General features: G+C 59.4%; 8 protein-coding genes. All 8 read left to right on the forward strand.

Features of this window, described 5'->3' with window-relative positions; all coding sequences use genetic code 11:
- The first annotated feature begins 38 nt into the window (after positions 1–38).
- Positions 39–533, forward strand: coding sequence for an ATPase (locus ACIQ0G_RS00960; RefSeq protein WP_397576287.1), 495 nt, complete (start codon positions 39–41; stop codon positions 531–533).
- Positions 526–1,170: a F0F1 ATP synthase subunit B gene (locus ACIQ0G_RS00965; protein WP_397576288.1), complete on the forward strand. Its 645-nt coding sequence runs from the start codon at positions 526–528 to the stop codon at positions 1,168–1,170. Before ACIQ0G_RS00960 ends, ACIQ0G_RS00965 begins: the two co-directional genes overlap by 8 nt.
- Before the next feature lie 110 nt (positions 1,171–1,280).
- A complete protein-coding gene (uvrC, locus tag ACIQ0G_RS00970; RefSeq protein ID WP_397576289.1) occupies positions 1,281–3,218 on the forward strand; it encodes an excinuclease ABC subunit UvrC in 1,938 nt (645 codons plus the stop codon).
- Positions 3,219–3,273: 55 nt separating this feature from the next.
- On the forward strand, positions 3,274–4,164 hold the full coding sequence (locus ACIQ0G_RS00975; protein ID WP_397576290.1) for an alpha/beta fold hydrolase: 891 nt from the start codon (positions 3,274–3,276) through the stop codon (positions 4,162–4,164).
- A gap of 62 nt (positions 4,165–4,226) precedes the next feature.
- Positions 4,227–4,547 carry a hypothetical protein gene (locus ACIQ0G_RS00980; protein ID WP_397576291.1) on the forward strand — a complete coding sequence of 107 codons (321 nt, stop codon included), beginning with the start codon at positions 4,227–4,229 and terminating at the stop codon, positions 4,545–4,547.
- A 37-nt stretch (positions 4,548–4,584) separates the two neighbouring features.
- Complete coding sequence (locus tag ACIQ0G_RS00985) at positions 4,585–5,175, forward strand: DNA repair protein RecO (protein ID WP_397576292.1); 591 nt, start codon at positions 4,585–4,587, stop codon at positions 5,173–5,175.
- Positions 5,176–5,313: 138 nt separating this feature from the next.
- A complete protein-coding gene (gene leuB / locus ACIQ0G_RS00990; RefSeq protein WP_397576293.1) occupies positions 5,314–6,360 on the forward strand; it encodes a 3-isopropylmalate dehydrogenase in 1,047 nt (348 codons plus the stop codon).
- A 178-nt stretch (positions 6,361–6,538) separates the two neighbouring features.
- Positions 6,539–7,086, forward strand: a 548-nt coding sequence (locus ACIQ0G_RS00995; protein ID WP_397576294.1) for a PLP-dependent transferase, incomplete at its 3' end; no start/stop codon positions are given.

A 7,086-nucleotide genomic window follows, 5' to 3' on the forward strand; every position in this document is an offset into this window, starting at 1 on the left:
ACCGCCGGGGCATTTCCTCAATAGGATGAGCGCGTAATATGCCACAAATTGCCCAGATTCTTGAAACTTATGCATCACAGTTTTTTTGGCTGATGATTGTCTTTGGCTTGGTCTATTTTACGATCGGTCATGGCATGTTGCCAAAAGTGGAAGCAACGATGGACGCACGTAATCGCAAGATTGCGGACGACCTTGCGGCTGCCGAGCTTGCGCGTGCCGAAGCGGATGATCTGGGGGATAGTGGCGAAGCAGGACTTGCTGCTGCGCGGGCTGCGGCCCAAGCCAAGGCAAGCGATGCGAAAGCAAAAGGCGCCAAAGACGCGGAGGCCCGTTTGGCGAAAGCCGATGCGGAAATCGGCGTGAAACTGGCTGCTGCGGAAGCCGCGCTTTCGGCTGCAACAGCCAAGGCAATGGCAAGCATCGAAACCGTGGCTGCGGACGCCGCTGCGGATATCGTTGCCAAGGTTTCGGGGGCGAAAGTTACCCCGGCGCAGGCCGCAAAAGCAGTGAAGGCGGTAATGTCCAATGGCTAATCCAGCAGCATCCACCGACACAGCAGCGGCAACAGCCGCCGTTGCTCCAGCAGCAGACACCGCCGCACCCGCTGCGGGGCCTACCGCCGAAGCCGCCGCGCCCGCTGCGCACGCTTCGACTGAAGCACATGGCGGCGCAGAAGAGCATGTCACGCCTTCGGCGCTTGGCTTTGACGCCTCGATGCTGGTGGCTTTGGCGATGCTTGCCGTCATCATCTTGGCAATCTGGAAAAAAGTGCCCGCGATGATCGCTGGCGCATTGGACGGACAGATTGCCGGCATTAAGCAGCAGCTGGACCAAGCAACCGCGCTGCGCGCCGAAGCAGAAAATATCAAGGTCGAGTATGAAGCAAAGGCAAAGCAGGCGGCGCGTGATGCCGATGCGATGAAGGCCTCTGCCGAAGCTGAAGCGAAGCAGATTGTTGCCCGCGCAAAGAGTGATGCAGCCGCATTGATCGAACGCCGTGCGAAGGCTGCAGAAGAAAAGATTGCTGCCGCTGAACGCGCCGCAATTGCCGATGTCCGCAATAAGGCCGCAAGTGCTGCTGCCGCTGCTGCAGCGCAATTGATCGCCGCGCATCATGATGCAAAGGCCGACGCAGCGTTGATCGATCAATCGATCGCCTCGCTGAACTAAGTTTGGTGGTTCCCGCGCAGGCGGGAGCACAACTTCCGACATATAATCATGCCGCGCATTTGCGGGAATGAGATTGTGTAGCGCACCGACGTTGCCTACATCACCCCGACATGTCCAAAGCCGACCGCCCCGATCAACCCAATGCGGCTTCTCGTTTTAACGAGGAGCAGGCGACCTATGCGGTGCGTGGTGCGGACACACCGGATCTCGAAACCGGCACAGCCGCCATCCGCAATGTGCTGAAGACCTTGCCTCTGAAACCCGGCGTGTACCGGATGCACGACGCGCGCGGCGAAATATTATATGTCGGCAAGGCGCGTGCGTTGAAGAACCGCGTCGGCAATTATGTGCAGATTGACCGCTTGCCCAATCGCCTGCGCAGAATGGTCGCGCTGACGCGTTCGATGACGATTGTGACCACCAATAGTGAGGCGGAAGCCCTTTTGTTGGAGGCGCAGCTGATCAAGCGCTATCGCCCGGCGTATAATGTGCTGCTGCGCGACGACAAAAGCTTCCCCTTCATCCTGCTGCGCGCGGATCATAAATTCCCGCGTATCCAGAAACATCGCGGTGCACGGCGGAACAAGGGGCATTATTACGGCCCCTTTGCGAGCGCGGGATCGGTCAACCAGACGCTGAATGCGCTGCAAAAGCTGTTTCTGTTGCGCAGCTGTTCGGACAGTTTTTTCAACAACCGCGACCGGCCATGCCTGTTGTATCAAATCAAGCGCTGTTCCGCGCCCTGCGTTGGCCGGATTGATGACCAATCCTATGACGGTCTGGTCGCCGATGCCAAATCCTTCCTCGACGGCAAATCCTCTGCGGTGCAGGCAAAGCTGGCGAAGGAAATGGAGGGCGCGGCCGAAGCACTCGATTTCGAACGTGCGGCCATGCTGCGCGACCGGTTGAAGGCGCTGACATTCATTCAAGGGTCGCAGGCGATTAATGCGCAGGGCGTTGGCGATGCGGATATCTTTGCCTTGGCCCACCGCAATGGCGTGATGGGTATTCAGGCGTTTTTCATCCGCGGCGGACAAAATTGGGGGCATCGTTCGTTTTTCCCGTCCCATGTTGCCGAAATGACCGAGGATGAGGTGTTCACCAGCTTCCTTGCGCAATTTTACGAAGATGTGCCGCCCGCCAAAAACATATTGCTTGACCGCGAATTGACCGAGGCGGATCTGTTGGCGGAGGCATTGTCCGAACGTGCCGAGCGCAAGATTGAAATCAGCGTGCCGCAGCGCGGCGACCGCGTCCGGCTTGTCAAACAGGCCACGCGCAATGCCGAAGAAGCGCTGGACCGGCGACTGGCGGAGAGCACGACGCAGGGCAAGTTGCTGCAAGAGGTGGCGGACCTGTTTGAACTGCCCGAACCGCCCCGCCGGATCGAGATTTACGACAATAGCCATATTCAGGGCACCAATGCGCTTGGCGCGATGGTCGTTGCCGGACCCGAAGGCTTTATCAAGGGCCAGTATCGCAAGTTCAACATCAAACAGGCCGCGACCGACGATGATTTTGCGATGATGCGTGAGGTGTTCCAGCGCCGCTTTGCGCGCGCGCAGGAAGATGATCCCGACCGCGACAGTGGGCAGTGGCCTGACCTTGTGCTCATCGACGGCGGCAAGGGGCAGATGAGCAGCGTGAAGGCGGCGCTGGAGGAAATCGGTGTCGATGACGTGCCATTGATCGCCATCGCCAAAGGCCCGCATCATGGCCGTGACGGCCGCGAAGTTTTTCACTTCCCCGACGGACGCGAATTGACCTTGCCGGTGAATGCGCCGGTCCTGTTCTACCTGCAACGCCTGCGTGACGAGGTGCACCGTTACGCCATTGGTGCGCACCGTGCGAAGCGCAGCAAGGCGATAACGGTGAGCCCACTGGATGAAGTGCCCGGCATCGGGCCCTCGCGCAAAAAGGCTTTATTGCTGCATTTCGGCACCGCGCGCGCTGTGCGCAATGCCAGCCTTGAAGACTTGCAGAAAGCACCCGGGGTGTCCGCCGCCGTGGCGCAGACCGTGTATGATTTCTACCATGCGGGCGGATGATGTGGCCTTGCAGTTGTCCAGCAGCTGATTAGAAAGGCGGGGAGGGGAGAAGTTCATGCCAAATATCCGCGCCAACAATATCGACATTTATTATGAGGAAAACGGCCCAGCCGATGGTCCGGTCATCCTGCTCGTCATGGGCCTTGGTGCGCAGATGATTGCGTGGCCCGACGAGTTCATTCACGGCCTTGTCAGCAAGGGCTACCGCGTCATCCATTATGACAATCGCGACGTTGGCCTGTCACAGTGGATGGAGGGGGCAAAGACGCCCCATCTGGTCTGGACGATGTTCAAGGCCCGAATAGGGCTGCCGGTGCGCGTTCCTTACACGCTCAGTGACATGGCGGCCGACGGCATTGGGTTGCTGGATGCGCTGGGCATCGACAAGGCGCATGTGGTCGGCGCGTCGATGGGCGGGATGATCGTCCAATTGATGGCGGCCAACTACCCCGAACGGACGTTGAGCATGACATCGATCATGTCGTCGAGTGGCAAGGCTGGGCTTCCCGGCGCGCGCGCCGATATCCAGCGTCAATTCATGGTCAAGCGCCCGCCAGACGCCAGCCGAGAGGAGGCTGTCGCGTTCGGAGCCGAGCTGGTCAGTGCGTTTTCCTTCCCCGATCCAGCGCGCCCTGAAAATGCCCACGCCGAAATGGCCGCCAAAGCGTTCGACCGGGGCTATTATCCGGTTGGCACGCGGCGGCAGTTGCTGGCGATCATCGCCGATGGCAGCCGCGTTGACCGGCTCAAGACGATTAAGGTGCCCACCCTTGTTGTCCATGGCGGGGCTGACCCGCTTGTGCCCAAAGAAGGCAGCGAGGATATCGCCCGCCACATCCCCGGCGCGCGGCTGGAGATTATCGACGAAATGGCGCATGATCTGCCTCCGTCGCAAGTTGGCCGAATGGTGGATTTGATCGCTGAGCATGCCAAGCAAGCGTACTGATGAAAATGCTGCACTGCACAATTTATACTTGCGCGCGCCGGTTGGTCGGATAATCTAAGGCGATGACGACCAACCAATTGCTGCTTGAGGCTATCGCGCTCAAAAAATGTGTGACCGCCACGTACAATAATGTGGCGATGAAGCTTGCACCGCACGTGCTCTATTCCAAGAACAACGCGCTGTTTATCGACGCGATAACGCTCGAAAAACATGGCGAGCCGCCGCGTGAGAAAAAGCTGGGCGCGTTTCATTTGCTTGGCCTCAACGATTTGAAGCTGACCGAACAATTGTTCGAAACTGACCCGTTATTCGAAGCCGACGCGGAAAAATATGCAGGCGTGACGTTGTTCATGATCAGCGGCGAACACAGCGACGCAGGATAGAGCTTCCCCTCATGCCGCAGTGTTGGCATGAGGGCGCATGGACATAACGGCATCCGCGATCATTTGTGCAGTCCGTAATCACGGCGAAACCGGCGCCATCGTGCGCGCGTTTTCCGAAGAATACGGTATGCTCGCGGGCTATGTGCAAGGCGCGCGGGGGCGGCAATTGCGGCCAGTGCTGATCCCCGGCAATGTCATCACCGGCGAATGGCGCACGCGCATAACGGGGCAGTTGGCGCGCCTGACGCCCGAACCCCTGCACAGCCGCGCACATTTGTTGGGCGAGCCGCTGGCGATTGCCGCGATTGACTGGGTCACCGCGCTGACCGCGGCAACGCTGGCGGAAGGCGTGCCTTATCCCCGCGTATACAGCGCGTGCGACGGGCTGCTGTCGGCGATTGAGCTGGCGCCTGCTGCACGCGTATGGGCGGGGGCGATTGCGCAATATGAAACCTTATTGCTGGCCGAACTTGGCTATGCCGAAGAACATGACGCCGACAGTGCGCCGGTGGCGATGATGGCGCAAAACCGCAAGCGCTTGGTCGCGCATGTTCTGGGTGACCGCCGCGCCGATGTCATGGCCGCGCGCGAACGGTTGGTGGAACGCCTGAAAAGGGCAGTTGCATAACCGCGCTGCACTTGGCAGGGGAGGCATGATTACAACACCGTGGCCCTGAGCCTGTCGAAGGGCGCTTAAAGGCATCGCCATATCGACAGGCGTGCTTCGACAGGCTCAGCACTACGGTTTCTTTTGAGGAATGCCGCCTTGTTAGTTGCCTTATTACCCGGGGACGGAATTGGTCCCGAAGTCATCACCCAAGCACGGCGCGTATTGGACGCGTTGGCGATTGACGGACTGACCTTCGAAGAAGCACTGGTTGGCGGTGCGGCCTATAAGGCGACCGGCCATCCGCTGCCCCCCGAAACGCTGGACCTTGCAAAGCGTGCAGACGCGATATTGTTTGGCGCGGTGGGCGACCCCGATTGCGATGCGTTGGAACGGCATTTGCGGCCCGAACAGGCGATATTGGGGCTGCGCAAGGAACTGTCCTTATTCGCCAATTTGCGGCCCGCGACCTTGTTCCCTGAACTTGCGGACGCCAGCGCGCTTCGTCCCGAGGTTGCCTCACAGATCGACATGGTCATCGTGCGCGAATTGAATGGTGATGTATATTTCGGCGAAAAGGGCATGCGCAAAACCGCTGATGGTAAGCGCGAAGGCTATGACATCATGTCCTATAATGAGGATGAAGTGCGCCGCATTGCCCGCGTCGGCTTTGAAACCGCGATGGCGCGCGGCAAGAAATTATGCTCGGTGGACAAGGCCAATGTGCTCGAAACCTCGCAACTGTGGCGCGATGTGGTGATTGAAACCCATGCCGAATATCCGCAAGTGGCGCTCAGCCATATGTATGTCGACAATTGCGCAATGCAGCTGGTGCGCAACCCCGGCCAGTTTGACGTGATCGTCACCGGCAATTTGTTCGGCGACATCTTGTCCGATCAGGCGAGCATGTGTGCTGGATCGATTGGCATGCTGCCCAGCGCCTCGCTCGATAGCAACCAAAAGGGCCTGTATGAGCCCATCCACGGCAGTGCGCCCGATATTGCCGGGCAGGGCAAGGCCAACCCGCTGGCGACAATCTTATCCGCCGCGATGATGCTGCGCTACTCGCTCAACTTGCCGGCGATTGCCGACCGCATTGACGCGGCCGTCGCCAAAGCACTCGCTGCGGGTGCCCGCTCGCCCGACCTTGGTGGGACGATGTCCACCAGCGAAATGGGCGACGCGGTGTTGGCTGCGCTATCATAATGACCGTAGCCCTGAGCCGACGGTGCATAGCACCGGCGAAAAGTCGAAGGGCGGCTTTGCGTTGACGCGCGCCCTTCGACGGACGCGCTCGCTGCGCAAGCGCTGCTCAGGGCTACGGAGTAACATCCTAAACATCTCCCCATTGACGCAACCCCTCTAGTCCCCGAAAAGCGAACTTATGAAGAAAACCACTGGCCAGAATCGCGAAATCACCCGGCATTGGCGTCCTGCCACTCAGGCAGTGCGCGGTGGCACATGGCGTAGCGAACATGGCGAGACGTCGGAGGCGTTGTTCCTCTCGTCTGGCTTTACCTATGATGATGCGGAAACCGTAGCCGCCCGTTTTGCGGGTGAGCAGGACGGCATGACCTATTCGCGGTTGCAAAACCCGACGGTGCAAATGCTGGAGGAACGCATTGCGCTGATGGAAGGGGCCGAGGCATGCCGCGCGCAAGCCACGGGCATGGCGGCGATGACGACGGCGTTGCTGTGCCAATTGTCGCAAGGTGACCATGTGGTCGCCGCGCGCGCAGCCTTTGGTTCGTGCCGCTGGCTGACGGATAATTTGCTACCCAAATGGGGCATCAGCACGACCACGATCGACAGCCGCGACAATGATGCATGGAAAGCGGCGATTCAGCCGAATACAAAGGTGTTCTTCTTTGAAACACCCGCCAACCCGACGATGGACATTGTCGACATGGCCTATGTCTGCGGCCTCGCCAA

It is taken from the genome of Sphingorhabdus sp. (assembly GCF_044354325.1).
In the GTDB taxonomy this organism is placed as follows: domain Bacteria; phylum Pseudomonadota; class Alphaproteobacteria; order Sphingomonadales; family Sphingomonadaceae; genus Sphingorhabdus_B.